We start from the raw sequence: 23,518 nt of genomic DNA, 5'->3' as shown, positions 1-23,518 counted from the left end.
TCCGACGACACCTGGGAGCACACCGTGGAGCTGACCCCCGCCCGCATCCTCGACATCGCGTCGGGTGCCCGCCGCGCCCGGCTGCTGTTCGCCGCCGCCGACGTCGGCGTCTTCGGCGCCCTCGCCGAGGCACCGGCCACCACCGAGGAGCTCCGTGCGCGGCTCGGGCTGCACCCCGTCGGCGCCGGCGACCTCCTCGCCGGTCTGGAAGCGCTCGAGCTCGTCGAACGCCGGGACGGCCGCTACCACAACAGTCCCGTCGCCGGGCGTTACCTGATTCCCGGCCGACCCGAGTTCCTCGGCGGGTTCCTGGACTTCCTCGACCACACCCTGCACCCCGCCTGGGACGGGCTCGCCGGCAGTCTCCGTTCCGGCGAACCCGCAAACGTCCAGGCCGGTGACGGCGACCCGTATGCGCCCGTGCACGCCGACCCCGCGTCGCGGACCGCGTTCTTCGACGCGATGGACGTGCTGAACGCGCCGATCGGGGCGGCCCTCGCCGACCTGGACTGGACCGGCTTCGAGCACGTCGTCGACGTCGGCGGGGCCCGCGGCAACATCGCCGCGCACCTGGTGAAGGCGCACCCGCACCTGCGGGTGACCGTGTTCGACCTGCCGGACGTGCGACCGGCGTTCGAGGAGCACGTCGGCGGGCTCGGGCTCGCCGACCGGGTCACGTTCACCGGCGGGGACTTCTTCACCGACCCGCTGCCGGCCGCCGACGCCGTGCTCTTCGGCCACGTCCTGCACAACTGGCCGGTGGAGCGCCGCCGGTTCCTGGCGCAGGCCGCGTTCCGTGCGGTCCGGCCGGGCGGTGCCGCGCTCGTCTACGACCCGATGCTCGACCCCGACCGGCCGCAGCTGCCCAACGTCCTCGCCAGTCTCAACATGCTCGTCTGGTCCGCCGGCGGCGCCGAGTACACGTTCGCCGACGCCGCGACCTGGTTCACCGACGCGGGGTTCGGCTCCGTCGCGCACACGCCGCTGGTCGCCACGACGAGCCTGCTCACGGCGCGGAAGGAGTGACCGGTGGCCGTCCGCGTCGTCCGTGACCCCGACGTCACCCGCAAGGCGCTCACCGGGTGGCTCGCCGGCCGGTTCGGCGCACCCGATCTGCGGCTCGGGCCGCTGACCGTGCCGCCGTCCACCGGATTCTCCGCCGAGAACGTCGTCGTCGACGCCGGCTGGACCGGTCCCGGTGGCCCGGTCCGGCGGCGGCTCGTCGTGCGGATCGCGCCCACCACGTATCAGCTGCAGCCCCGGCCGCGGTTCTGGCAGCAGTACCACATCCAGCGCATCCTCGGCGAGCGCACCGACGTGCCGGTCGCGCCGGCGCACGGTTTCGAGCACGACCCGGGCCTGCTGGGGGCGCCGTTCTGCGTGCTCGGCCACGTTGCCGGGGAGGTGCCCGCGGACCTGCCCTCGTACCATCGCCAAGGCTGGCTGCACGACGCGCCCGCACCGATGCGGACGGCGGTGTGGCAGCACGCCGTCGACGTCCTCGCCCGCGTCCACGCCGTCGAACCCGTCTTCGACCTGGGGCCGTCCGACGCGGCGTCCCAGGTGGAGGAGCTCGCCGGCGACCTCGACTTCTACGGCTGCGCGACGGATCCGCACGTACGAGCCGGGATCGGGGTGCTGCGGGCGACCGTACCGGCGCAGACCGGACCGCCGGTCCTGCTGTGGGGCGACGCCCGGCTCGGCAACATCGTCTTCAACGGCTCGGCGGTCGCCGCCGTCCTCGACTGGGAGATGGCCGGGCACGGCGCGCCGGAGGCCGACCTGGCCTGGTTCCTGCACCTGGACCGGCACCTCAGCGAGGGCATCGGCGCCGACCGCCTGCCTGGACTGCCGGACCATGCCGCGACCGTCGCCCGCTGGGCCCGCCGGACCGGCCGGGTGCCGCACGGGCTGGACTTCCACCAGGTGTTCGCCGCCGTCAGGTTCGCGGCCGTCACCGCCAGGGTCACCGCCCTGCTGACCGGGCACCGCCTGGTCCCCGCCGACTTTCCTCTGCACCGCAACGCGACGCGCCTGCTCGCGACCACACTCAAGGAGGTCGGCACATGAAACTGTCCATCCTGGACCAGTCCCCGATCGGGACGGGCCAGTCCCCGGCGCAGGCCCTGCGCAACACGGTCGAGCTCGCCGAGCTCGCCGACCAGCTCGGCTACACCCGCTACTGGGTCGCCGAGCACCACGCGATGCACTCCCACGGCGGCAGCGCGCCCGAGGTGCTCGTCGCCGCGATCGCCGCCCGCACGTCCCGGATCCGGGTCGGATCCGGCGGGGTGCTGCTGAGCCACTACAGTCCCTTCAAGGTCGCCGAGGTCTTCCGCACGCTCGAGGCCCTGTACCCGGGCCGCATCGACCTCGGCATCGGCCGGTCCGCCGGGTCCAGCCCGATCGAGTCCTACGCGCTGCGCGGGACCCGCGGCACCGCACCGGTCGCCGACGACTTCGACGACAAGCTCATCGAACTGCTCGCGTTCCTCGACAACGGGTTCCCGCCCGGGCACCCGTTCCACGACATCGTCGTCACCCCGACCGGCGCCGGCCGGCCCGACGTGTGGCTGCTCGGGTCGAGCCCGCGCAGCGGCGCCGTCGCCGCCCAGCTCGGCCTGCCCTACGCCTACGCCCACTTCATCAACCCCGCACCGACCCGCGCCGTCTTCGCCGACCACCGGGCCCGCACCGGCGGCGCCGGCACCGCGATCCTCGGCATCGGCGTGTACTGCGCCGCCACCGAGGCCGAGGCCGAGCGCGTCTACGCCACCCAGCGGGCGTTCCGCCGCCGCCTCACCCGCAACGACGTCCGCCCGGTGCCGAGCCCCGAGCAGTCGCTGCTGGAGCTCGCCGACGGCGACGACCCGCTCGGCGCCGAACGCTTCGAGTTCCCGCGCTACGTCTACGGCACCCCGTCCCGGGTCCGCGACCAGATCCTGGCCATCACCGAGGCGACCGGTGCCGAGGAGGTCATCGCGCTCGCCACCATCTACGACCACGCCGACCGGCTGCGCTCCTACGAGCTGCTGGCGGAGGCGTTCGCGCTGCAACCCGTCGCCGCTGTGTGAAAGGACTCCGATGCGCTTCGGTATCAACCTGTTCCCGACCGTCGGCCCCGACGACAAGGACGCGGCCTCCTACTTCGACGACGCGCTCGCGCTCGTCGAGCTCGCGGAGTCGCTCGACTACCACCATGTGAAGACGGTCGAGCACTACTTCTTCGCGTACGGCGGCTACAGCCCCGACCCGGTCACGTTCCTGGCCGCCGCGGCCGCCCGCACCACCCGGATCCGGCTGATCACCGGCGCGGTCATCCCGGCGTTCACCCACCCGGTGAAGCTCGCCGGGAAGCTCGCCATGCTCGACAACATCTCCCACGGCCGGCTCGACGTCGGTTTCGGCCGCGCGTTCCTGCCCGACGAGTTCGCCGCGTTCGGCATCCCCCTCGACGAGAGCCGCCCGCGGTTCGACGAGGGCGTCCTGGCCGTCCGGCGGCTGTGGACGGAGACCGGCGTCGTGTTCGAGGGCACGTTCCACAGTTTCGGCCCGGTGACGCTGCTGCCCCTGCCGTTCCAGCGTCCCCACCCGCCGATCCTCGTGGCGACCGCGATCACCCCGTCGTCCGCCGAGTCCGCTGGGCGCAACGGGTACGGGCTGCTGCTCGTACCGTCGATCAACAAGCGGGAGAAGGTGCAGGAGATGATCGCCGGCTACCGGGCCGCCCGCGACGCCGCGGGCCTCGACCCGGCCGGCGGCGACATCCACCTCAGCTACAACTGCTACCTCTCCGAGGACCCTTCGGAAGCGTACGACAACGGCCGCCGCTACTCCGAATGGACGAACGCCCGCCTGCTGGAGGCGGTGTCGGCGTGGTCCGCGACCCGCAGCTCGGGATACGAGGGCTACGAGGACATCGTGCGGAAGGTGTCGTCGGCCGACTTCGACAGCTCGCTGCGCGACAACAAGGCGCTCGTCGGCACCCCGGCCGAGGTCGTCGACCGGCTCGCCACGATCCGCGACTGGTTCGGCGACGTCACGATCAGCCTGCAGGTCGTCTCGGGCAACATGCCGCTGGCCGAGTCGGAGCGTACTGTCCGGCTCTTCGGCGAGCAGGTCCTGCCGAAGTTCAACTGACCGCGCCGCAGGCCGTCATCGCGCTCATGACGGCCTGCGGCAGGGCCGGGTTGGCGGCGGCGGCCTCGGCGACGTCGTCGTCGGGGCCGTGGAGCAGGGTGAGCAGCGTCGCGGGGTCCAGGGCAGGGTGCCGGGCGGCTATCGGGCGGGCCCGGTCGTCGGTCAGGCAAGCGGTCAGCGCCGGTGCGGTCGCGCTCGGGTGGCCGGCGATCCCGCGCAGGGCGAGCTTCGCCGACGGCCGCAGCGTGGCGATGCGGAGCAGGAGACCGGCGGGGCAGGCGGGGTTGCGGGCCAGCGTGCCGGCGACCCGGGTGCCGTGCGCGGCGAGCATCGCGTGCATGCGCGCCTCGGTGACCCGGGGGTTGGGTGCGATCGCCTTCAGTACCTTGGCGTCGGCGTCACCGGCGAGTGCGTCGACGAGGTCGCCGATCAGGCCGGGGTGGTGGGCGGCGAGCATCCGGACGGCCGGGTCCGTGGAACGGGCGAGTGCCTGCAGCTCGTCCGGGGTGGCGGCGGCGATCCGCGGCAGCAGCGCAGGCCCGGTCCTGACCGTCCCGGCGAGAGCGGTGAGGACGTCGAGCGGGACGGCCGGGTTGTGCAGCAGGAGCCGTTGCACGTCGTGGGTCCGGTCGGTGGACATGCGCCGCAGCAGTGCCCCGTCGACGGCAGGGTTGGCGGCGACCGCGTGCCGGACTGCGGGCACGTCGTCGGTCGCCAGCCGGGCGTACGCGTCCTGCGACAGGTCCGGCCGGGCGGCGACCGCGCAGCGGACCCAGGGCCCCGGATGACCGGCGAGAGCGAGCACGACCGTCGCGGGCGTCGCGGGGTTCTCGGCCGCCGCGCCCTGGATGTCGTGGACGGCGGCCTGGTGGTCGCCGCCGTCGCAGGTCCACCAGAACGGGGCGTCTCCGTCGCAGCCGGGGCAGGCCAGCGCCGCCGGCTGTCCGCCGTCGAGCGCCAGGCGGGCCAGCACGTCGGCGGAGGTGGCCTCGTTCGCGGCGAGGGCCCGGCGGACCCGGGTGTGCGGGTGCCGGGCCAGCCGGTCGGCGAGCGGCCCGGTCATCCGCGGGGACAGGGCCGCCTCCGCCGCGACCTCGGCGTCCGGGTCGTCCGCGAGCAGCGCCACCACCTCGGCGGGGGTGTGGGAGGCGGACGCGAGCCGCTCACGGATCCGTCGATCGGGTGACGCGGCGAGCGCGTGCGCCCACTGCGGCGGCGCCCCGGTGGCGTCGAACAGGGCCACCGCCACGTCCTCGTCGCGCCCGTCGGCCAGGTCCGCCCGCAGCTGTCCACTGTGGACAAGTTGCACAGCGGCGCCGGTGCTGCGCGCCGCGAGGGCGAGGACCTGGCCCGGCGACAGGTCGGCCCGCTCGGCGAGGCGGTCGCACATCTCGTCGTCGCCGGTGGCGATGAGCGCGTCGAGCAGGTGCGCCGGCAGGGCCGGGTTGACCGCCAGCCCTGCCAGCCGGGGCGACCAGCGCAGCCGCCCCTTCGTACCCTCATGCCGCATCCGCCCAGTGTCCCGTGCGCACCGGCGGGACGCGAGGCAATAGTCAGGCGTTCAGGAAGTCGCTGACCGCGGCCGTGAACGCGGCCGGCTCGTCGACCCACGGGTAGTGGCCGGCACCGGAGATGGTGAGATGCCCGGCGTGGGGGAGACCGGCGGCGGCGACGTCGCCGATGCGGACGCCGGTCAGGGCGTCCCGGTCGCCGGTCAGCACCAGCACCGGCGCGGGCAGGGTGGCGAGGTCGTCGAGCCAGCCGTTGTCCGTCCCGGCCCAGAATCCTGACCACGCCTCCAGCGCGAACTGCGCGCGCTGCGTCGCGGCGTGTGCCCGCTGGCGTTCGTCCCAGCGGCCGTACGCGGCCGGCGTGTAGCGGTCCAGGACGTCGAAGACCGTCGACGGCGCGGCGTCCGGCGCAAGGCTCAGCAGCTCGCCCGCGGCGGCGCCGACCTCCGCGTACCAGGGCGCGTCCGTCCGGGTGCCGAGGATGTCGCCCACGTCGTCGCCGCCCTTGCCGTACAGCTGCGGGCTCGGCGAGACGAGGACCAGGCGGGCGATCCGGGCCGGGTGCGCGGCGGCGTAGGCGCTCGCGACGACCGACCCCGCGGAGTGGCCGAGCAGGTCGAGGGTTTCGAGTCCCAGGTGGGTCCGGAGCGCCTCGACGTCGCGGGCGAGGACCGGGTACGCGTAGGTGGCCGGGTCGGCGGGTCGGGCGGACGCGCCGGTGCCGCGGGCGTCGTAGCGGATGAGGGTCCGGGACGCGGACAGGCCGCCGAGGTCCTCGAGGTACCCGGCGGCTCGTGGCCCGCCGGGCACCAGGACCAGCGGTGGCCCGTCGCCGATCGACTCGTAGTGCAGGACCGTGCCGTCGAAGCTGGTGAAGGTTGCCATGCCTGCGACCGTACGAACGGGCGGTCCACCCTCGCTGGGGTCCCGCTACAGGGTGAGGACCGCCTTGCCGTTGACCTGCCGGTCGCGCAGCGCCCGCCACGCCGGCAGCGGGTCCGTCCACGGCGCGGTGAGCGCGACCTGCGGGTCGAGCCGGCCTTGCGCCACGAGACCGGCGAGCGTGGCGAGGTCCCGGCCCACCGGCTGCCGCCGCGTCTCCTGGAACAGGTACAGGGAGCGCAGCGACACCCCCGGCCGCAGCCGCCCCCAGTCCAGCGGCAGCCGCAGCGGCTCGCGGGTCGTGTTGCCGAAGCTGACCACGACGCCGTCTGCGGCGACCGCCCGGAACGCCAGCTCCAATGTGGACCCGCCGACGCTGTCGAGGAGGACGTCGACGGGTTCGGCGGGGTCGTCGCCGTACTGGCCGACCACCGAGGCGCCGAGCTTCTCCAGGCCGTCGCCGCGGCCCGCCCCGCCGACCTGCGCGAGGACCCGCGCGCCGGCGGCCGCGGCGAGCTGCACCGCGACCCGGCCGACACCGCCGCCGGCGCCGGTCACCAGGACCGTGCGGCCGAGCAGCCAGCCGGCGTACCGCAGCGCGTACAGGGCGGTGAGACCCGCGACCGGCAGTGCCGCGCCGGCCGTGTCGGGGACCGTGTCCGGCAGGACCGCGAGGTGGCCGGTCGGGACCGCGACCCGTTCCGCGAACCCGTCCCGGCCCGCGAGCCCGAGGACCCGCGTGCCTGCGGGCGGGCCGGAGCCGTCGGCGGCGGCCCGCTCGACGACCCCGGCGACGTCCCAGCCGAGCCGCGACCCGGCCGGCGCGGTCGCGGCGACGGTCAGCTCGCCGCGGTTGAGCCCGGCGGCGGTGACGGCGACGAGCGCCTCGCCGGACGCCGGATCGGGCTCGCCGACCTCGGCCGGGGCGAGGGCCGGGTCGCCCCCGCCCGTGGTGACGAGCGCCCGCACCGGGTCAGCCCGCGGCCGCTGCGGACGCGCCGTCGGCCTGGACGTCGCGGTTCGCGAACGCGTCGACGTCGAACCCTCCGGGCGTCGACAGCGGCAGCACCTCCAGGCGCAGGTGCGAGGAGAGCGGGTTGCCGTAGAGGACGTCGGTGAGCTCCTCGTGCGAGGCGACGTCGTAGATGTTCAGGCCGCCGGACTGCCCCACGACGATCCAGCTGTGCTTGATGATGCCCTTGTCGATCAGTCCCTGGATGTACCCGAAACCCTCCGGCAGCCGGTGCCGGAACTCGTCCGAGCTGATCCCGATCGGGTTCTGGTGCGTGAAGACGGCGAACAGTGCCATGCTGGCCTCCGCGAGCGTTGCCCCGCACCGCTTGCGGGGTCACGGACCAGCCTGTTCGCCGGTGATGCAGTGAGGCTGGAGCACTCCTGGAGCACGCGCCGCCCGCTGCCGGTAGGGTCCGGTGGATGGGATACGAGACCTGGTTCACGGGGCGGATCACGGTCACGCCACCGCTCAACCCGGCCGAGATCGGCTACCTGACGAAGTTCTCGCTCACCCGCCGGATCCACCGGTCGAAGGGCCCCTACTTCGTCGGCGCCGGCGGATACTGCGGCCAGGACGACGAGCCCGACGTCATCGACTACGCGAGCCCGCCGCCGGGCCAGCCCAACGCCTGGTGCAAGTGGGTGCCCACCGCCGCCGGCGACGGCATCGAGTTCGACGAGAACCAGGAGAAGTTCTACGACTCGGAGCGCTGGATGCTGTACCTCGTCGACACGTTCCTCCGTCCCGGCGCCACCCTCCAGGCGGAGCTGCGGGCCCCGGTCGACGGCCGCGTCTACGCCGCCGAGCTCGCCGGGTTCACCTTCGACCACGACGTCGACGGTGTCCTGCACGCCCAGGGCGACTACGAGGAGGACGTGTGGCGGCTCATCGTCCGTCACAACACCGTGCTCTTCCAGGACGGCACCTTCCACGAGAAGGGCCCGGTCACCTGGGACACGCCCGAGGTCCCCTGCACCCTCGCCGCCGGCCGCACCACCCGCTGACCGGTCACGGCAGCTGGGGGTACACCACCCGGACATCGGCGGCGAGGGCGGCCTTGGCACCGGTGGCGGCGTCGTCGACGAGCACCTCCAGGTCGCCGCGGGCGATCCCGTCGGCGACGGCCGCCGCCACGAACGCGGGCGTCAGCTTCGGCACGTCCCAGCGGGTCATCATGTCGGTGTCGGCGGCGCCGAGGTGGACGGCGGTGACCTGGGTGCCCTGCTTGGCGAGCTCGAGCCGGACGCCGTTGGTGAGGCTCCACTGCGCCGCCTTGGCCGCGCTGTACGACGTGGCGTCCAGGAACGTGATCCACGACAGCACGCTCAGCAGGTTGACGATGGCGCCGCCGCCGTTGCCGGCGAGGACCGGGGCGAACGCGCGGATCATCCGCAGCGTGCCGTAGAAGTGGGTGTCCATCTCCAGCCGGATGTCGTCGAGGTCGCCGGCGACGAGGTTGGAGAACGTCGCCACGCCCGCGTTGTTGACCAGCAGCGTCACGTCACCGGCGGCGGCCGCCGCGGCCTCGATCGAGGCGGGGTCGGTCACGTCGAGCGGCAGGACCGTCGCGCCGGGCAGGTCGACGGTGCGCGGGTCCCGGGCGGTCGCATACACGGCCGCACCCCGGGCCAGCAGCTCCCGGGCGATGTGCAGCCCGAGCCCACGGCTGGCCCCGGTGACGAGCGCGACGGATCCGTCGATGTCCACATTACCTCCTGAGGTCGTCCGGTCACCGTATGGCACCGCCGACCTGTGCTACCTCAGCCGTGCGGACCGCCTCACGCACCCATGTGTCCGGCCTTCGAACACCGCGCCGCGGGGGGACGGGACGGCCGCCCCCGCTCTGTACGGTGAGGCTGTCCGAACCACGTTCCGCCTTTTCCGCGAGGAGCACCCGCATGGCACGGATCGATCCGGTCGAGATCATCGCGAAGGTGAGCGAGGAGAACGGCCGGCAGCGGGCGTTCGAAGTGTGGCAGCACAAGGCGACGAAGGCCGGCTGGCCGGTGACCGTCGTGTCCTCGGCGCTCGACCAGCCCGGCACCGAGTGCGGCGTGGTGGAGGTCGAGGGCCTGCGGTACACCATCCGCCACGACCGGCGGGTCCGGCAGCGGATCGCCGGCGCGTGGCAGTTCACGCACGCCGCCTGGGCGGAGCCGCTGCTGGAGTGACGCGCGTCCATGACGCGGCTCTCAGTGCGGGCACAGGCGGGCCGGACGATGATGCAGGTATGACGGCGGTGTTGGAACGTCCGGCCGCGCTGCTCGTGGCCGTGTCCCGGCCGTGGTTCTGGCCGGTGTCCTGGGTGCCCGCCTACCTCGGCACCGTGCTGGCGGGCCACCGGTGGCTGCCCGCGCCGGCCGACACGACGCGCGCGCTGGTGGCGTTGCTCGTGCTCGGGCCGCTCATCTGGGGCGCGGTCCTCGCCCAGAACGACCTGCGCAGCGACCGCGACAACCCGCGCAAGGCGACGGCGCCGCTGGTCACCGGGGCGGTCTCGGCCAGGCGGCTGCGGCTCTGGTACCGGTGGCTGGCGCTCGCCTGCGTCGCGGCCGCCCTGTACGTGGGACCCCTGTTCGTCCTCGGTGTCGCCGGGGTGCTGCTGCTCGGCTGGGCGTACAGCGTGCCGCCGCTGCGGCTGAAGACCCGGCCCGGCTGGGACGTCGCGGTCAACGCGCTCGTGGTCGGGGCCGTGTCACCGGCGGCGGGCTGGGCGATCACCCGGCCGCCGTGGGAGTTCCCGTGGCAGTTCGGGCTCATCGGCCTGCTGTTCGCCGCGGCCTTGTACGTGCCGACCACCGTCACCGACCTCGCCGCCGACACTGGCGCCGGCGACACGACGTTTGCCGTGCGGTTCGGTCCGCGGTTCGCGCACCGGCTCGGCGTCGCCCTGTGGGGGTCGGCGCTGGCGATCTCCGTGGTGTGCGCCTGGTGCGACGTGCTGGTGCCGCGCTCCACGCTCGTACCGCAGCTGCTGATGACGCCGGTCCTGCTGGCGGCGTACGCCGTCCTGACCCGCCGCCCCACGATCACCAGGATGGCCGTGCTGTCGGTCGTGTTCGGGATCCCGACCGTCGGGTTCGCGCTCGCGTACATCGGCTGACTTGACCTCGCCCCAAGGGCAGACCGCAGACTCGGCGGCATGGACGGGGGACATCTGCGGGCGAAGGAGTTCGGCGCGGCCGGCAGGCTGTCGCCGAAGGCGCTGCGCCTGTATGCGGAGCAGGGGCTGCTCGTGCCGGCGCGGGTCGACCCGGCGACCGGCTACCGCTACTACACGCCGGACCAGCTGCCCCGCGCCCGGCTGATCGGCCGGCTCCGGCGGCTCGGCCTGCCGCTCGCCCGGATCCGGTTCCTCGCCGACCTCAGCCCACAGGACCGGGCGCTGCAGCTGCGCGGCTGGCTGCGCACCCAGCGGGAGCTGCTCGACGAGCGGGCCGCCGTGGTGGAGGAGCTCGACCGGGGCCGCGACGCCCTCGGCATCGCCGGCCTGGTCCGGCTCCGCGACGTGCCGGCCACCAAGGTCGCCTGCCGCAGCGGGCACGTCAGCGTCGCGGAGCTGCCGCACCTGATCCGCACCGCCGAACGCGACATCCGCGCGCACCTGCGCCACTGCGGTCTGGCGGACGGCGGCGTGCTGCGGGTCCACTTCCGGGAGCTCGTCGCGCCGGACACCGAAGGGCTGGTCGACGTGACCGTGGCCTACGACGGCACCGCCGAACCCGCCGCCGACGTGTCCCTCCGGCTGATCCCCGCGCACACCGAGGCGTTCCTGCCCGTCCCGGCGCCGCTGGAGGACTTCCCGCTCATCATCCGCGTGTACGACGCGGTCGCCGCGTGGACGGACGCCGCCGGCGGGCTGAGCATCACCGGCCACGGGTACGAGATCTACCCGGGCACCGGGGAGGCGCGTTTCGACGTCGCGTTCCCGGTCTCGCGGTCATAGGAAGGGCGTCCGATGCGGCATCTGGCCTACGTGGGCAACGGCCCGTACTGCTACGCCAACTCCTTCGCCATGCTCATGGGCGAGGCGGCGCCCCCGACCGCGGTCATCGAGGTGGCCACCTGCGGCCCGTTCGGCATGCAGCTCGTCGGCGGCACGGAGGTGTACTTCGACGCGTACGGCTGGAACCCCGGCCTCGGGTTCGGCGGCGCGCTCGCCGCGCTCGGCTGGACGTCGGCCGTCGACAGCGGCGGCACCCCGCGGGAGGCGCTCGCAAGGCTGACCGCGGCCGCGCACGACGGGCCGGTGTGGGTCGGGCCCGTCGAGATGGGGCTGCTGCGGCACCAACCCGAGATGACCGGGCCGATCGGCGCCGATCATTTCGTCGTGGTCCTCGACGTCGACGACGAGCGGGTCCTGATGCACGATCCGCACGGGTACCCCTACGCGGAGATGCCGGTCGGCGAGTTCATGACGGCATGGCGGGCGGAGACGGTCAGCTACGGCGACCCGTACACGATGCGAACCGGTTTCAGGCGGATCGCCGACGTCACCGACGCGGACGCGATCCGCGCCGTCGTCCCGGCCGCCGTGGAGTGGCTGGACGGGCGCGCCGGCCTGGACATGCCGGCGGGCAGCCTCGGCAACGCGGACGCCGCGCTGCGCGTCGCCGACCTCGTCGAGGCCGGCGACGGGCCCCGGGACCACCTGATCCACTTCGCGATCCGGGTCGGCGCGCGGCGGCTCAGCGACACCGCCGACTGCCTGCTCCTGGCCGGCTACCCGGACGCCGCGGCCATCGCCGCCACGCAGGCGCGGCTCGTCGGCGCGCTGCAGCGGCCGATGGTCACCGGCGACCTCGCCACGGCCGCAGCGCGCCTGCGGGCGCTCGCCCCGACGTACGGGCTGCTCCGCGACGCGCTGTACCGTGACGCGTGAGCGAATTCCACGCGCCGCTGCGCGTCCAGCTCGAGGCGTTCATCGACGAGCACCGGGCGGCGCTCGACGCATCCCTCGACGGGGTGACCGAGGAGCAGGCCCGGCGCTCGCTGGTGCCGTCCCGCACGACGCTGCTCGGCCTCGTCAAGCACGCGACGTTCGTGGAGAAGGTCTGGTTCGACGAGGCCGTGACGGGGCGGTCCCGTGCTTCGATCGGCATTCCGGACACGCCGGACGAGTCCTTCGCCCTGTCGGCCACGGACACGATCGAGTCGGTGCGGTCGGCGTTCCGCCAGGCGTGCGCGGCGTCCCGGCAGGCGGTCGCGCCGCTGGACCTGGACGACCTGCTGCCCGGCAACCGGCGGGGGCCGCTGCCGCTGCGCTGGGTCTACCTGCACCTGCTGCGGGAGCTGGCGCAGCACTGCGGCCACGCCGACATCCTGCGCGAGCAGCTGCTGTCGGGCGCCTAGCGTCGTTTCGCGTCTGCCTTGTCGCGTCTGCCTTGTCGCGTCTACCTTTTCGCGTCTGCTTTTCGCGTCTGCTTTTCGCGTCTACCTTCCGCGGCGCGGTGCGGCCTTCCGCGCGGCGGCCTTCTTCGGCGCGGGTTTCTTCTTCGCGGCGGCCGCCTTCTTGGCGGGGGCGGTCTTCTTGACCGGGGCCGGTGCTGCCGCGGCCTCCTCGCGGGCGGCCTGCAGGCGGCGCTCCTCGCGCTTGTTCTCGGCGTGGGTCTCGCGCTCGCGCACCAGCCACTCCGGCGGGTCCGCGGCCAGGGCGGCGATCTGCGCGCTCGTGAGCGGGTCGGTGATGCCTCCGCGCGCCAGCCCGCTGTTGGACACCCGCAGCCGCGCCGCGACCACGTTGCGCGGGTGCGGGCCGTCGCGACGCAGGTCCGCCAGCCACTGCGGCGGGTTCTGCTGCATCTCGTCGAGCTCCTCGCGGGACACCATCCCGTCCTGGAACTCCTGCGGAGTCGCGGGCAGATACACGTCAAGCTTCAGCGCCGCCGTGGAGGGCTTCATCACCTGGGACTTCTTCGGCTTGCTCACTGCGTCAGGGTAGCTGCGGCCGGGTTCTGTCATACGTGGCGGGTAGCCTGTGGTGGTCCGGTCGAGGTGGGGGAGGTGTCATGTCAGCGACGTTTCGCCTGCTCGTCGTGCCGGGGGTGACCGTGGACAAGTGGACCCGGGCCTGGTCCGCCCGCGTGCCTGACGTGGACCTGCTGGTGGAGCCCGCCCCGGCCGCCAAGGCCCCCGGGCTGCTGACGGCCGGCGCCGACGCGGGCCTGGTCCGGCTGCCGGTGGACGCGGCCGAGTTCCACGCGATCCCGCTCTACACGGAGGCGACCGTGGTGGTCGTGCCGAAGGATCACCTGCTGTCCGCCGGTGAGGAGCTGACCGTCGCCGACCTCGCCGACGAGACCCTGCTGACCCCGCTCGACGACGTCCTGACCTGGCCTTCCTGGCCCGGCGCCGTCCTGCCCGAGCGGCCGGAGACGACGGCCGCGGCGGTGGAGTGGGTCGCGGCGTCGGCGGGTGTGCTGGTCGTGCCGCAGTCGCTCGCCCGGGCGCATCACCGCAAGGACCTCACCTATCGGTTCGTGACCGACGCGCCGGCGTCGTCGATCGGGCTCGCCTGGGTCCGTGACCGGCACACCGACCTGGTCGAGGAGATGATCGGCATCGTCCGCGGCCGGACGGCCAACAGCACCCGCGGGCGCTCCACCTCGCAGCCGGCGAGCCAGTCCGGCAGGGAATCCGGCAGGGGCCCCGGCAGGGACTCCGCCCGGGACCCGGCCGGGAGCGCCGCGCGGACCTCGTCCGGGCAGCCCGGGCAGCCCAGGCGGGACGCGGCTCGGGACCCGGCGAAACAGCAGACCGGGCAGTCGGCCAGGCAGCCGTCGAAACAGGCAGGTGGCCAGGCAAGGCAGGCAGGTGGCCAGGCGAAGCAGGCAGGTGGCCAGGCGAGACAGCAGGCGGCCCGGCAGCAGAAGGGTGGCGCGCCGGCGAAGGGGCAGCCACGACGGCGGGGACGCTGACCAGGATGATGGACGCCGCGGGGGTGCACGTGGTCCTGGATGCGCTGGAGGCGGCCGGCTGTCCGTGCTGGATCTCCGGCGGCTGGGGCGTCGACGCTCTGGTGGGCCGGCAGACCCGCCCGCACCGGGACCTTGACCTCGCGATCGACGCCCGCCGGGAGGCGGCGGCGCTGCGGGCCCTCGAGGCGCTCGGTTATCAGGTGGAGACCGACTGGCGGCCCGTCCGCGTCGAGCTCGCCAAGCCGGGCGCCGGCCACGTCGACCTGCACCCCGTCGTGTTCGCCGCCGGCGACGGGCGGCAGGAAGGGCTCGACGGCGGCGACGGGCGGCAGGAAGGGCTCGACGGCGGCGACGGGCGGCAGGAAGGGCTCGACGGCGGCGGCGGGCGGCAGGAAGGGCTCGACGGCGGCGGCGGGCGGCAGGAAGGGCTCGACGGCGGCTGGTTCGACTATCCGGCCATCGACCTGACCACCGGGACGATCGCCGGCCGGACCGTGCCGTGCATCTCGGCCCGCCTGCAGCGGGAGTTCCACCAGGGATACGAGCCTCGCGACGTCGACATCCTCGACCTGAGGCACCTCACCGACCTGCGGTAGCGGGCGGCGCTCCGTCCGGGAGTGTGCGCCTCCTCGCCGGCCGCGCTGGGCGACGGCGTCCGCGGGCAGGGTCGCCGCGTGTGCGGCGACGGCGTCGACGACCTGCTGCCTGGAGGTGGTGCCGACGGGGTTGAGGCCGAGTGACTTCAACGAGTTGCAGCGATTGCAGGACGGCGGCGATGGTGACGGTGGCCTCGAACGAGTCGGTGCTGGGTCCCTTGTCGGCGATGACGTTGTCCGGGCGCAGGCGGGGCCGGCCGGAGCCGGGCCGGGCGACGCTGACCGTGTTCATGACGTCGGTGACCTGGGTGCGGTCATTGACGTTGCGGCCGGTGAGCAGGAACCCGAGGGCCCGGCCCGCAGCGTCCGCGGTGGCCTGCGCGCCCGGCCCGGATCCGATCGAACGTGCCGTCCAGGGTCCGCCGCCGGAACCGCGTGCACACCGGCCGGCGGTTCCACCAGCGGTGCGCGTCGCGGGAGGGTGATGCCCTCGAACTGCGCCGCTGTGTCGGGCTGCGCAAGCGTCCGCGTTTTCCGCCGGGGTGTGCGCCGCCGGCGTCTGCGGCGGCTCGCCGGCTGCGGGCAGCGCGTGACGTCGCGCCAAGGGGGCGAGCGGCCTCCCTGGCGCGGCTCGCCGAGTTGGGCTGGCGGGCGGTGTTGCGCGCGGCGCGGGACGCGCGGCGGGCGGCGCGGGGCGGCGGCGTTGCGCGGGCGGCGTGGGGTGGCGGCGTTGCGCGGGCGGCGTGGGGTGGGCGGCGTGGGGTGGGCGGCGGTGTCGATCTGCGGGGTGGTGGTGGGCTGCGGTAGCGTGCGGCTGTGATGCGGCTGCATGTGGGGTGCGCGATGTGGACGCACAAGGCATGGCCGGGGCATCAGCTGCCGCCAGGGGAGCGGCTTCGGGCGTATGCGGGACATTGCAACGCCGTCGAGGGCAACACGACGTTCTACGCCACGCCGGCCAGGGACACGGTCGTGTCGTGGGCGCAGCAGACCGGGCCGGAGTTCCGGTTCGTGGTGAAGCTGCCGAAGCGGGTGACGCACGAGCGGCGGCTCACCGACGTGGGCGCCGACGTCCGGGCGTTCCTCGACGCGGTCGAGCCGCTCGGTCCGCGCAACCACGCCGTGTGGGTGCAGCTGCCGGCGTCGTTCGGGCCTGCGGACGTGCCGGTGCTGGCGGCGTTCCTGCGCAGGATGCCGGCGTCGCTGCACTGTGCCGTCGAGGTCCGGCACCCGGAGTTCTTCACCGACCGCGGTGCCGCGCACGCGCTGGAGACGGCGCTCGCCGCGACGGACACGGAATGGGTCCCGTTCGACACGACCGCGTTCTTCGCGGCCCCGCCGACCAGCGACGCCGAGCGGGACGCGTGGGCGAAGAAGCCGCGGGTGCCGCTGCGCACCGCCGCGCTCACGCAGCGTCCGATCGTGCGGTACCTCGGGCGCGACGACCCCGGGCGGACCGTCGAGGGCTGGCAGGGCTGGCTGGACGTCGTCACCGGCTGGCTGCGTGAGGGCCGGTCGCCCACGGTGTTCGTGCACACGCCGGACAACGCCGGCGCGCCGGGTCTCGCCAGGCAGTTCCATGACGCGGTGCGGGCGAGGCTGCCGCAGCTGGCTGCCCTGCCCGACCCGGAGCCGGTCGAGCCGTTGACGCTGTTCTGAGTGCGCTGCCCCGCACGCGGGGTGCGTGCGGGGCAGCGTGCGGATCAGCGCAGCGACCAGACCTGGTTGGACTGGGTGCCGCCGCCGCCGAAGCAGTCCCAGATCTGCAGGCCGGTGCCGTTGGCGGTACCACGTCCGGACGCGTCCAGGCACTTGCCGGAGGCGGGGTTGACGATGGTGCCGTTACCGTTGACGACCCACTGCTGGGCGGAGTTGTTCAGGCACGTCCACAGCCACACCTGGGCGCCGTTGGCGGTGCTGGCGCCGCGGACGTCGAGGCACTTGCCCGACTGCGGGTTGACGAACGTGTTGCCGCTGCGGGTCCACTTCTGGGCGCCGCTGTTGTTGCAGTCCCACAGCTGCACCTTGGTGCCGTCGGCGGTGCCCTGCGCGTTGACGTCGACGCACCGGCCGGAGCCCTGCCCGACGATGGTCTGCCCGCCGCCGGTGTTGCCGCCGGTGGTGCTGTAGCTGAAGTTGGTGACGGCCATGCCGGCACCGCCCTGCCACGGCTCGAACCCGGCCTGCACGCTCGTCATGTACCACGAGTTCTGCGCGTACCCGCGGGCCAGCATGTCGTTGTAGAAGTCGCGGACCGCGAAGCTGATCGAGCCGGTGCCGGCGGTGCGCACGTAGGACACGACGTTCCAGCCGATGTTGCCGAACCACACGTCCCACGTGCCGCCGGCGAGGTTCACGGTGGCGACCCGCCCGCCGACCGGCTGAGGCGCGCCGGCGTGGTTGAGCCACACCATCAGCTCCGCGCCCGTGTTCTGGCCGTCGGTCCGCGGCGTCGGGTCGAACCAGACGTCGTACGCGGCGTCCCACTGGCCACCGGCGTACGTCATCGACACGCTGGTCGTCACGTTCTGGAACGTCGCGTCGGACACCCGCATCGGCATGCCGCTGCCGGACGTGCACAGCGTGTAGTGGCAGCCGGCGAAGATCGACGGGTACGAGCCCGGGGCGCCGTTGGTCGGCTTGTTGTGGTCGGACCGGGTCAGCTGGAAGCCGTTCGCGGTCACGTTGATGCACTGGGTGGTGTCGTCACCCCAGTTGTTGTTCTGGACGTAGTACTTGCCGCCCTGGATGGCGGTCGAGCCGTACTTCTCGCAGATCACCGTGTCGGCGTGCGCACTGGTCGTGTGCACGAGGCCGATCGCGGTGCCGGCAAGGCCGATCACGGCGGCGGCGAGCATGGCGCGGACGCGTGGCAACATGTGCTCCTCGCTGGGTTTGGCGGAACCCTGGTTCAGGACGCACGCACCGTAGATCAGCGATGACCGACGGTTCCACTTTTCGCGAACAATCGGCATCGATGTCCCGGGTCATCCACCTTTCGAAAGCGCCTCGGTCCGCCGGTGCGGCGGCCGTGCGTCAGCGGCTGAGCGCGGCGGGCGAGAGCAGCAGGGGGACGGTCTCCGGGTGCCAGATGTCGGAGTGCGCGCCGGGCAGCTTCGGGCCGCGGTCGAAGCGCTACGCGGCGTCGATGTCGGTGACCTTCCCGCGGTTGGGCGCTTCGGCGGGGGCGGCCCGAAGGCGGTGACGGCGTACGGCGAGGCAGCGGGTGGCGGATTTGCCCGTCGAACGTCATCGCTGTCTGGTTTCGAAATGCTGCGCGCGGTGACGTCCATGTCCCGCGAGCGTCAGCCGTGACGGTCCTGTGAACGACACGTTTCGAAACGGCTTCGGGATCATCGGCACGGGTCCATACGGTGTCGGCATGTTGCGACGACTCCTCGCCGTCCTGGCGCTGCTCGCGCCGCTGCTGGTGCTGACAGCACCGGCGCCGGCCGGCGCCTCGACCTTCGCGCCCGCCGGTGGGCGGCTGATGTTCGCCGGCCAGTCCACGAAAGTGTCGTGGGACGACTACACGTCATTCGCCGCCGCGCCCAGCGGCGGTTCCGTCTACTACGAGGTCAAGTCCGGCACCTGGGTCAACACCGGGCACCGCGACTACGCCACCTTCCTCGCCCAGCAGGGCAAGATGATCCAGGTCGGCGTGTCCTGGAAGGACAACCCGCCCGGCTTCAACGGCGGCGACGAGAACACGAAGGCGGCCCGCTCCCGTGCGGTCACCGCCGAGCTCGCCGCCGGTGGTTACGCGGCGCAGTTCAACCAGCTCATCGCGTTCATCAACCAGTACCCGAACGCGAAGTTCTTCCTGCGCCTGGACTACGAGGTGTCCAGCTTCTACCACTGCACCGACGCCTCGTGCAGCTCCTACAAGAACGCGTTCGCCCGCATCCGGTCGCTCATCGAAGGCCAGAAGCGGCAGGACAACGTCACCTACGTGTTCCACCCGGTCCGCGGCGAGTACGAGCAGATGTACCCCGGCGACGCCGTCACCGACTGGGTCGGCGTGTCCGTGTTCGCCCACGAGCTGTGCATGCCGATCTACGACAACGGCTACCTGTACAACGGGACGCCGCCGCAGAACTACGACACCGCCGCCCTGCAGTGCCGCAACGCCTACATCGGTACCGACTCGTCCGGAAACCAGGCGGCGATCTGGAAAAACTGGGACTACGACGGCAACGTGCTCAAGATGATGAAGTTCAGCAAGGACCACGGCAAGCCGATGATCGTGTCGGAGTCCGGGATGATGAACTTCACCGACAACGGCGGCGACACGGCCGGCATGGAGGAGACCCGCGGCGACATGTGGGTCAAGCGGCTCTTCGGCCTGATGAACTACAACGGCCCGATCCCGAACCTGTCCGGCAACTACGACCTGCGTGACGTCATCAAGGCCGCCGTCTACATCGACCTCGACTTCCGCTACGGCTGGGACGGGATCCAGGACGGAAGTTTCGACTTCCCGGTGAACTCCACCTGGTTCGTCGACGGGCGGCTGTCCCGGTACGGCGCGGCGAAGGCCTCCTTCTGCCAGGGCCTCACCGACCGGAGCTTCGTCACCACCTGCTCCGGCGGCAGCACCGGCACCGTCAACCGGATCATCGGGCAGGGCTCCAACCGCTGCGTCGACGTCAGCGGCGGCCGGACCACCGACGGCGCCGCCGTGCAGCTGTGGGACTGCCTCGGCAACGGCGCGCAGCAGTGGCGCCGCAGCGGCAACACGTTCGTCAACCCGCAGTCGGGCAAGTGCCTCGACGCGGCCGGCGCCGGCACCGCCGACGGCACCGTGCTGCAGCTGTGGACCTGCCTGAACAACAGCGCCCAGCAGTGGGTCGTCAACGGCAACGGCACCATCACCAACCCCGCCTCCGGCAAGTGCATCGACGCCACGGCATGGGGTACCGGCAACGGCACCCGCCTGCAGCTGTGGACCTGCGGCGCCGGCCAGTCCAACCAGAACTGGCGCCTCGCGTAACACACCCCCGAAAACAGTACGAAAGGGAAATCCGCCAAATGTCCCGAAGATTCAAGATCGGCCTGGGCATCTTTGCCGCGACCGTCGTCGCCGTGCCCCTCATCACCGCCGTGACCACGGGCTCCGCCAGCGCCGTGGCCGGTCGCAACCTCCCGCCCAACGGCAAGGTCATGTTCCTCGCCGGTCAGACCACCCCCGACCTGACCGCGTACAAGTCTCAGGTGCTCGACGTCGACGCGTCCTTCCCCCGGCCGGGCGGCGTCACGCTGTACACCAACATCTCGCCGAACGCGTGCAACGGCCTCACCGCCACGTGCAACCTGAACGGCAACATCTTCAACTTCAACCAGACGCTGTCGGAGTACCCCGGTGCCGCGCTCGCCGTCGGCCTGTACCTCGCCGACAACCCCGGCTGCCAGAACCAGCCGCTGCGGGCGATCATCGGCCGGCAGGACGCGGACATCGCCGGCGCGCTGGGCCAGCAGTACCGGCAGAACCTCGACAACCTGATCGTCTACCTGCGCAACACCAACCGGTCGGTCTACCTGCGGGTCGGCTACGAGTTCGACGGCCCGTGGAACTGCTACAACTACGACTTCTACAAGGCCGCGTTCCGCGTGGTGAAGCAGCGCATCGACGCCCTCGGCGCCACCAACGTGGCCACCGTGTGGCAGAGCGCCAGCTACGCCAAGGACGGCGACGCGCAGTACAAGTTCGACTTCAGCAACCCGAGCCACCTGTCCGACTGGTACCCCGGCGACGACGTCGTGGACTGGGTCGCGCTGAGCACCTTCTACTGGGACGCCAACTACCGGCAGTACCAGTGGGCCTGCGACAACCCGACCAGCAGCCCGAAGGTCCTCTACGACCGGGTCCTCAACTTCGCCCGCAGCCACAACAAGCCGGCGATGATCTCCGAGTCGACCCCGCAGGCGTACCGCACCGCGAACCTCGACGCCAGCTGCACCAACGTCAACAACCGGGTGTCGCTCAACGGTGACTGGACGAAGATCGGCACCTGGTACAACGAGTACTTCAACTACATCAACAGCAACGCCGACGTGCTGCGCGGCGCGGCGTACATCAACAGCAACTGGGAGGCCATCGCCCAGTTCGCCTGCCCGCCCGGTGCGTCCTCCGGCCAGCCGGGCTGCTCCGACGGGTACTGGGGCAACAGCCGCATCCAGGACAACGCCAACATCAAGTCGAACTTCAAGCGGGAGCTGCAGAACTCGCTGTTCGTCAACGGCACCATGACCGGTCGCGGCGCCAACTGGGGCGGCGGCACCGGCCCGACCACCCAGCCGCCGACCAGCAACCCGCCGACGTCCGGCGGCCCGACCGGCAACCCGGGCAACCGCAACGCCTTCGCCACCATCGAGGCCGAGTCGTACAACAGCCAGAGCGGCATCCAGAAGGTGACCACGTCCGGCGCCAGCGGCGGCCAGGAGGTCGGCTACACCAACAACGGTGACTGGATCAAGTTCGACGGCGTCAACTTCGGCGGCCGCAACCCCAACCAGGTCGTGTTCCGCTACTCCTCGGCCCGCCCGACGAGCCAGGCGTTCACCCTGGAGTTCCACGCGGGCTCGGCGACCGGCCCGGTCATCGCCGCACCCGGCATCCTCGGCACCGGCAGCTGGACGACGTACAAGGAGATCGCCTTCAACGTCAGCAACCTGCCGGCCGGCACCACCTCCATCACCGCGGTGATCCGCTGCAGCGACAGCGCCGACGTGATGGACATCGACTGGTTCCGCTTCCAGTAGCGGACCAGGCAGGACCCGTGGCGGCCGTCGGCGTCGGCTGCCACGACCCAGCCCGGCGGCGGTGAGCAGGGGTGCCCACCGCCGCCGGACCCTGCGTTCGTGGAAACCACGTGTAAACAATCGAAAATCATCGAAACCGCTCGGTGCGTCGCCCGGCGGAAACCTACCTTGAGGGCCTCAACCCCCAAGGAGGCTCGATGAAGGCAACCGTCCGCCAACGGCGGCCGCTCCTCATCGTCGGATCCGCGCTGCTCATGGCCCTCGCGGGCCTGGGCGGCGCGGCCGACGCGCATGTGCCCGGCGATCAGGCGGCGCAGGTGTCGGTGTTCGGCGCCGGCGCCCGCGCGATCGCGCAACCGGCCGACGACGCGGGCCGCGGACTCGTCCACCGCGGCCTCGTCGCCGACAAGGCCGGCGCGTGCGTCGGCGGCCTGCGGGTCACCGGCGTCAACCCGGTCATGTGCACCCACGGACCCGACGCACCGCCCAACGGGCTCAGCGTCAAGCAGCAGGTCGCCGCCGCTCCGGCCGCGGCCGCCGCCGTCGCCGCGCTGCCCGTCTGCGAGGGCGACGGCGTCTCCGGGCGCCGCGTGGAGATCCTCTACGTGCACGGCAACACCGACCGCTTCGGCCAGTTCCTGGAGACGTTCCGCCAGATCGGCGAGGGCGTCGACGTCATCTACAACGAGAGCGCCAAGGAGACCGGCGGCGAGCGGCACGTCCGCTTCGTCACCGAGAACGTCGGCGGCCAGTGCCGTCCGGTGGTGCGCAACGTGCGGGTCGCGGACTCCGCGCTCGGCGAGTTCGGCGCGAGCGTCAACGCCGTGAAGGCGCTGGGCTACAACCGCACCGACCGCAAGTACATGATGCTCACCGACGCCAACGTGTACTGCGGCATCGGTGGTTTCGCCGGCGACACCCGCAAGAGCGACGACAACCGCTCGAACTTCGGCCCGGAGTTCGGCCGGTCCGACAACGGCTGCTGGAACGCCGCCGTCGCCTCGCACGAGCTCGGGCACAACCTCGGCGCGGTCAACAACAACGCGCCGAACGCGTCCGGCGGCGCGCACTGCACCGACGAGTACGACGTCATGTGCTACTCCGACGAGCCGAACCACCCGCCGATGCGGTACATCTGCACCGACCGCAACCACGAGAACCGGCTCGACTGCGGCCACAACGACTACTACTCGACGAACCCGCCGCCCGGCTCGTACCTGGCGAACAACTTCAACGTCGCGGACAACCTGTTCCTGATCCGCGGCGGGCAGTCGCCGGTGCGCACGATCGTCGGGGTCGGCTCCAACAGATGCCTGGACGTGTCCGGCGGCAGGACCGCCGACGGCACGGTCGTGCAGCTGTGGGACTGCCTCAACAACGGCGCCCAGCAGTGGCGCGTGGACGGCAACGCCCTGGTGAACCCGCAGTCCGGCAAGTGCCTGGACATCGACAGGGCGGCCACCGCGAACGGCTCGAAGGTCCAGCTGTGGACCTGCTACGGCAACACGGCCCAGCACTGGGTGATCCGCGCCGACGGCTCCATCTTCAACCCGCCGTCGGGCCGCTGCCTGGACGCGTCCGGCCGCGGCACCGCCAACGGCACCCCGATGATCATCTGGGACTGCCTCGGCCTGCCGAACCAGCTCTGGTCGGTCCGCTGAACCGTTCGTAGATCGTTGTGAACCGCCGCGGGTC

At 72.5% G+C, this 23,518-nt stretch carries 23 protein-coding genes; 16 read left to right on the top strand and 7 right to left on the bottom strand.

Annotated features, from left to right (window positions below; all coding sequences use genetic code 11):
• Positions 1 to 24 precede the first annotated feature (24 nt).
• From ACZ6TV_RS28495 to ACZ6TV_RS28480, 4 genes are read left to right on the top strand one after another with little or no spacing between them, the layout of a single operon-like run.
• Positions 25 to 1,026: a methyltransferase gene (locus ACZ6TV_RS28495; RefSeq protein ID WP_465300350.1), complete on the top strand. Its 1,002-nt coding sequence runs from the start codon at positions 25 to 27 to the stop codon at positions 1,024 to 1,026.
• A 3-nt stretch (positions 1,027 to 1,029) separates the two neighbouring features.
• On the top strand, positions 1,030 to 2,070 hold the full coding sequence (locus tag ACZ6TV_RS28490) for a phosphotransferase family protein (RefSeq protein WP_465300349.1): 1,041 nt from the start codon (positions 1,030 to 1,032) through the stop codon (positions 2,068 to 2,070).
• Entirely contained in the window at positions 2,067 to 3,074 is a 1,008-nt protein-coding gene (locus ACZ6TV_RS28485; protein ID WP_465300348.1) for an LLM class flavin-dependent oxidoreductase, read from the top strand. Before ACZ6TV_RS28490 ends, ACZ6TV_RS28485 begins: the two co-directional genes overlap by 4 nt.
• A 10-nt stretch (positions 3,075 to 3,084) precedes the next feature.
• Positions 3,085 to 4,140 (top strand): LLM class flavin-dependent oxidoreductase, encoded by a 1,056-nt coding sequence (locus tag ACZ6TV_RS28480; RefSeq protein ID WP_465300347.1) that lies wholly within the window; start codon positions 3,085 to 3,087, stop codon positions 4,138 to 4,140.
• Here ACZ6TV_RS28480 and ACZ6TV_RS28475 read toward each other — a convergent pair.
• The 4 genes from ACZ6TV_RS28475 to ACZ6TV_RS28460 are packed head-to-tail and all read right to left on the bottom strand — an operon-like array spanning position 4,133 to position 7,842.
• Positions 4,133 to 5,650, bottom strand: a complete 1,518-nt coding sequence (locus ACZ6TV_RS28475) for a hypothetical protein (RefSeq protein WP_465300346.1) — start codon at positions 5,648 to 5,650, stop codon at positions 4,133 to 4,135. The genes ACZ6TV_RS28480 and ACZ6TV_RS28475 overlap by 8 nt on opposite strands.
• A gap of 43 nt (positions 5,651 to 5,693) precedes the next feature.
• Positions 5,694 to 6,536, bottom strand: a complete 843-nt coding sequence (locus ACZ6TV_RS28470; RefSeq protein ID WP_465300345.1) for an alpha/beta fold hydrolase — start codon at positions 6,534 to 6,536, stop codon at positions 5,694 to 5,696.
• Positions 6,537 to 6,581: 45 nt separating this feature from the next.
• Positions 6,582 to 7,502, bottom strand: a complete 921-nt coding sequence (locus ACZ6TV_RS28465) for a zinc-binding dehydrogenase (protein WP_465300344.1) — start codon at positions 7,500 to 7,502, stop codon at positions 6,582 to 6,584.
• A 4-nt stretch (positions 7,503 to 7,506) separates the two neighbouring features.
• Positions 7,507 to 7,842, bottom strand: a complete 336-nt coding sequence (locus ACZ6TV_RS28460; RefSeq protein ID WP_465300343.1) for a muconolactone Delta-isomerase family protein — start codon at positions 7,840 to 7,842, stop codon at positions 7,507 to 7,509.
• 125 nt (positions 7,843 to 7,967) lie between these two features.
• Between ACZ6TV_RS28460 and ACZ6TV_RS28455 the strand changes: the two genes are divergently transcribed.
• Positions 7,968 to 8,552 (top strand): hypothetical protein, encoded by a 585-nt coding sequence (locus ACZ6TV_RS28455; protein ID WP_465300342.1) that lies wholly within the window; start codon positions 7,968 to 7,970, stop codon positions 8,550 to 8,552.
• Between the two features lie 4 nt (positions 8,553 to 8,556).
• Here the strand turns inward: ACZ6TV_RS28455 and ACZ6TV_RS28450 are convergent, their stop codons facing one another.
• Positions 8,557 to 9,255, bottom strand: a complete 699-nt coding sequence (locus tag ACZ6TV_RS28450) for an SDR family oxidoreductase (protein ID WP_465300341.1) — start codon at positions 9,253 to 9,255, stop codon at positions 8,557 to 8,559.
• A 191-nt stretch (positions 9,256 to 9,446) separates the two neighbouring features.
• On the opposite strand from ACZ6TV_RS28450, the gene ACZ6TV_RS28445 reads away from it, so the two are divergent.
• The 5 genes from ACZ6TV_RS28445 to ACZ6TV_RS28425 are packed head-to-tail and all read left to right on the top strand — an operon-like array spanning position 9,447 to position 12,900.
• A complete protein-coding gene (locus ACZ6TV_RS28445) occupies positions 9,447 to 9,719 on the top strand; it encodes a hypothetical protein (RefSeq protein WP_465300340.1) in 273 nt (90 codons plus the stop codon).
• A 59-nt stretch (positions 9,720 to 9,778) separates the two neighbouring features.
• Positions 9,779 to 10,651 carry a UbiA prenyltransferase family protein gene (locus ACZ6TV_RS28440; RefSeq protein ID WP_465300339.1) on the top strand — a complete coding sequence of 291 codons (873 nt, stop codon included), beginning with the start codon at positions 9,779 to 9,781 and terminating at the stop codon, positions 10,649 to 10,651.
• A 39-nt stretch (positions 10,652 to 10,690) separates the two neighbouring features.
• On the top strand, positions 10,691 to 11,494 hold the full coding sequence (locus ACZ6TV_RS28435; RefSeq protein WP_465300338.1) for a MerR family transcriptional regulator: 804 nt from the start codon (positions 10,691 to 10,693) through the stop codon (positions 11,492 to 11,494).
• Positions 11,495 to 11,506: 12 nt separating this feature from the next.
• A complete protein-coding gene (locus ACZ6TV_RS28430; RefSeq protein WP_465300337.1) occupies positions 11,507 to 12,430 on the top strand; it encodes a hypothetical protein in 924 nt (307 codons plus the stop codon).
• Positions 12,427 to 12,900: a DinB family protein gene (locus tag ACZ6TV_RS28425; protein WP_465300336.1), complete on the top strand. Its 474-nt coding sequence runs from the start codon at positions 12,427 to 12,429 to the stop codon at positions 12,898 to 12,900. Before ACZ6TV_RS28430 ends, ACZ6TV_RS28425 begins: the two co-directional genes overlap by 4 nt.
• Positions 12,901 to 12,981: 81 nt before the next feature.
• On the opposite strand, the gene ACZ6TV_RS28420 is transcribed toward ACZ6TV_RS28425, so the two are convergent.
• Complete coding sequence (locus ACZ6TV_RS28420; RefSeq protein WP_465300335.1) at positions 12,982 to 13,476, bottom strand: DUF5997 family protein; 495 nt, start codon at positions 13,474 to 13,476, stop codon at positions 12,982 to 12,984.
• Positions 13,477 to 13,556: 80 nt separating this feature from the next.
• On the opposite strand from ACZ6TV_RS28420, the gene ACZ6TV_RS28415 reads away from it, so the two are divergent.
• The 3 genes from ACZ6TV_RS28415 (at position 13,557) to ACZ6TV_RS28405 (ending at position 16,720) form a co-directional block, all read left to right on the top strand.
• Positions 13,557 to 14,465, top strand: a complete 909-nt coding sequence (locus ACZ6TV_RS28415; RefSeq protein ID WP_465300334.1) for a LysR family transcriptional regulator substrate-binding protein — start codon at positions 13,557 to 13,559, stop codon at positions 14,463 to 14,465.
• Positions 14,466 to 14,470: 5 nt separating this feature from the next.
• Positions 14,471 to 15,061: a nucleotidyltransferase domain-containing protein gene (locus ACZ6TV_RS28410; protein WP_465300333.1), complete on the top strand. Its 591-nt coding sequence runs from the start codon at positions 14,471 to 14,473 to the stop codon at positions 15,059 to 15,061.
• 843 nt (positions 15,062 to 15,904) lie between these two features.
• On the top strand, positions 15,905 to 16,720 hold the full coding sequence (locus tag ACZ6TV_RS28405) for a DUF72 domain-containing protein (protein ID WP_465300412.1): 816 nt from the start codon (positions 15,905 to 15,907) through the stop codon (positions 16,718 to 16,720).
• 44 nt (positions 16,721 to 16,764) lie between these two features.
• On the opposite strand, the gene ACZ6TV_RS28400 is transcribed toward ACZ6TV_RS28405, so the two are convergent.
• On the bottom strand, positions 16,765 to 17,940 hold the full coding sequence (locus ACZ6TV_RS28400; RefSeq protein ID WP_465300332.1) for a GH12 family glycosyl hydrolase domain-containing protein: 1,176 nt from the start codon (positions 17,938 to 17,940) through the stop codon (positions 16,765 to 16,767).
• 503 nt (positions 17,941 to 18,443) lie between these two features.
• On the opposite strand from ACZ6TV_RS28400, the gene ACZ6TV_RS28395 reads away from it, so the two are divergent.
• The 3 genes from ACZ6TV_RS28395 (at position 18,444) to ACZ6TV_RS28385 (ending at position 23,484) form a co-directional block, all read left to right on the top strand.
• Entirely contained in the window at positions 18,444 to 20,054 is a 1,611-nt protein-coding gene (locus ACZ6TV_RS28395) for a ricin-type beta-trefoil lectin domain protein (protein WP_465300331.1), read from the top strand.
• Positions 20,055 to 20,092: 38 nt separating this feature from the next.
• Positions 20,093 to 21,823: a carbohydrate-binding protein gene (locus tag ACZ6TV_RS28390; RefSeq protein ID WP_465300330.1), complete on the top strand. Its 1,731-nt coding sequence runs from the start codon at positions 20,093 to 20,095 to the stop codon at positions 21,821 to 21,823.
• Positions 21,824 to 22,020: 197 nt separating this feature from the next.
• Positions 22,021 to 23,484 (top strand): RICIN domain-containing protein, encoded by a 1,464-nt coding sequence (locus ACZ6TV_RS28385; RefSeq protein WP_465300329.1) that lies wholly within the window; start codon positions 22,021 to 22,023, stop codon positions 23,482 to 23,484.
• Positions 23,485 to 23,518 lie beyond the last annotated feature (34 nt).

The organism is Dactylosporangium sp. NPDC051087, assembly GCF_055586325.1.
The sequence above is the reverse complement of the archived record's forward strand: the minus strand, read 5'-3'. Positions and strand labels throughout refer to the sequence as shown.

Excerpts from the sequence above, each read along its gene's own strand:
- ACZ6TV_RS28460 (WP_465300343.1), bottom strand. The coding sequence starts at position 7,842 with ATGGCACTGTTCGCCGTCTTCACGCACCAGAACCCGATCGGGATCAGC.
- ACZ6TV_RS28470 (WP_465300345.1), bottom strand. The coding sequence starts at position 6,536 with ATGGCAACCTTCACCAGCTTCGACGGCACGGTCCTGCACTACGAGTCG.
- ACZ6TV_RS28390 (WP_465300330.1), top strand. The coding sequence starts at position 20,093 with ATGTCCCGAAGATTCAAGATCGGCCTGGGCATCTTTGCCGCGACCGTC.
- ACZ6TV_RS28395 (WP_465300331.1), top strand. The coding sequence starts at position 18,444 with ATGTTGCGACGACTCCTCGCCGTCCTGGCGCTGCTCGCGCCGCTGCTG.
- ACZ6TV_RS28445 (WP_465300340.1), top strand. The coding sequence starts at position 9,447 with ATGGCACGGATCGATCCGGTCGAGATCATCGCGAAGGTGAGCGAGGAG.
- ACZ6TV_RS28455 (WP_465300342.1), top strand. The coding sequence starts at position 7,968 with ATGGGATACGAGACCTGGTTCACGGGGCGGATCACGGTCACGCCACCG.
- ACZ6TV_RS28435 (WP_465300338.1), top strand. The coding sequence starts at position 10,691 with ATGGACGGGGGACATCTGCGGGCGAAGGAGTTCGGCGCGGCCGGCAGG.
- ACZ6TV_RS28440 (WP_465300339.1), top strand. The coding sequence starts at position 9,779 with ATGACGGCGGTGTTGGAACGTCCGGCCGCGCTGCTCGTGGCCGTGTCC.
- ACZ6TV_RS28430 (WP_465300337.1), top strand. The coding sequence starts at position 11,507 with ATGCGGCATCTGGCCTACGTGGGCAACGGCCCGTACTGCTACGCCAAC.
- ACZ6TV_RS28415 (WP_465300334.1), top strand. The coding sequence starts at position 13,557 with ATGTCAGCGACGTTTCGCCTGCTCGTCGTGCCGGGGGTGACCGTGGAC.
- ACZ6TV_RS28480 (WP_465300347.1), top strand. The coding sequence starts at position 3,085 with ATGCGCTTCGGTATCAACCTGTTCCCGACCGTCGGCCCCGACGACAAG.
- ACZ6TV_RS28405 (WP_465300412.1), top strand. The coding sequence starts at position 15,905 with ATGTGGACGCACAAGGCATGGCCGGGGCATCAGCTGCCGCCAGGGGAG.
- ACZ6TV_RS28400 (WP_465300332.1), bottom strand. The coding sequence starts at position 17,940 with ATGTTGCCACGCGTCCGCGCCATGCTCGCCGCCGCCGTGATCGGCCTT.
- ACZ6TV_RS28475 (WP_465300346.1), bottom strand. The coding sequence starts at position 5,650 with ATGCGGCATGAGGGTACGAAGGGGCGGCTGCGCTGGTCGCCCCGGCTG.
- ACZ6TV_RS28410 (WP_465300333.1), top strand. The coding sequence starts at position 14,471 with ATGATGGACGCCGCGGGGGTGCACGTGGTCCTGGATGCGCTGGAGGCG.
- ACZ6TV_RS28385 (WP_465300329.1), top strand. The coding sequence starts at position 22,021 with ATGAAGGCAACCGTCCGCCAACGGCGGCCGCTCCTCATCGTCGGATCC.
- ACZ6TV_RS28485 (WP_465300348.1), top strand. The coding sequence starts at position 2,067 with ATGAAACTGTCCATCCTGGACCAGTCCCCGATCGGGACGGGCCAGTCC.